The 1,467-nt window shown below is 31.2% G+C and carries 1 protein-coding gene; it reads right to left on the bottom strand.

Features of this window, described 5'->3' with window-relative positions:
• Window positions 1–805: 805 nt before the first annotated feature.
• On the bottom strand, window positions 806–1,467 hold a 662-nt coding region (locus ACFQ1M_RS17660; protein ID WP_386410953.1), incomplete at its 5' end, for a DUF4365 domain-containing protein.

The raw sequence follows: 1,467 nt of genomic DNA on the forward strand, positions 1-1,467 counted from the left end.
CCGGACACATTTTTGTCATTTTGGAAGTGTCAGAATAGTATTCACTTTCGCATTCATCACATATTTTAATCTTTCTATTCATTCGCAATGCACCACAACGGTCTTGTATATGGCTCGTAGCGTGCAAATTAGCGATAACTATTTGGTTAAGTAAGTACGAGCCAATTTTTTTAATTTTCTTATTACCTTTTCTTCTCAATAAGCCAAATTAAAAAATTTGGCGGACTTGCAAATATGCCTTAACTTTGATTAATCAACTGATTAGCTATGAGCTATATACGTTGTTATGCACTGCCATTTTCCACTCTATTGATATGGATTATAATATTTAAATTCCTTTATGTGGTCAACTAAAATTGGTATAAACCAAGATTCATCTTCTGTATAACTCTCCAATATTTCGAAACTCTTTTCCTGTAAATAGTACGCATAAATAGCAGAAGCAGAATGTCGTATTAATAAATCAATACTTTTGTCATTTATGATTTCGGCAAGTATATTTTCTATTCCGTTGACTTTTGATAAAATAGCTTCAATAGATTGTCCGATTGTTCCACGTTGAATTCCAATTCCTTCTTCGATAAGTGAAAGAAGTTTGATAACTTCAGTTTTTTTGAAGCGATTAATTTTATTTAGAGCGTATTCTTTGGTGTCTTCATTAATTGTTTCTCCTCGATACCAAATATCAGGATGCCACGGTATATGTGCTAATCGGTAAATTATACTACCATTTAAGTTTTCAACATCGTTATTTAGAATGTGATTTATATATTTATCCCAAGTGATTTTTTCATTTACGTATTTTCTAAAAAAGAATTAGACTTCCGAGAACAAATTCATTTTCATTAGCTGAATCGAAAAATGAAACTGCTTCAATTAATGTTAAGTCAGGTGTTTGATTAAGTACGTTTGGTAAAAAAAGTCGGTTAAAGTTTGCTAAATCCAGTTGATTGCTTCGGTCAGCTATAAACTTTATAGTTTTTAAGTCCTTATCATTTTCAAGATGACTTTTAATATTTGTCCAAAATCCTTTTCCTAATTCTGGTACATATACAATTCCGCAAACAGGTAAGGCATAATTTGACCAATAATCGCGATGATTTTCAATTGGTATTACACACATTTTTTTATTTGATTGAAAGTAAGATGGACCAGATTTAATTTGAACTGCTATGCTTTTGTTTGCAGGTCTTTCATCTTGTATAAATTCAATAATTCCGTCTATACCTAAATCATTTTCTTGCTCGATTTTATGAAATAGACAACCAGAACTTTCTACAATTTCACGAACGAAATTTATTCCTTTTTTTGCTGTTATGTTCGACTTTAAATATTTGACCACAAAGTTTTGTTTTGGTTGTGCATAACGTTCAAGTGTAAAAAGCGTTTCAATGCTTTTTACATATTGTTGTGTGCTTTTGTTCAATTTTTGTCCACCGCCAAAGGTAGTGAACAAAGGGGACAGTC

The sequence above is a fragment of the Sungkyunkwania multivorans genome (genome assembly GCF_042675645.1).
Classification (GTDB): Bacteria; Bacteroidota; Bacteroidia; order Flavobacteriales; family Flavobacteriaceae; genus Sungkyunkwania; species Sungkyunkwania multivorans.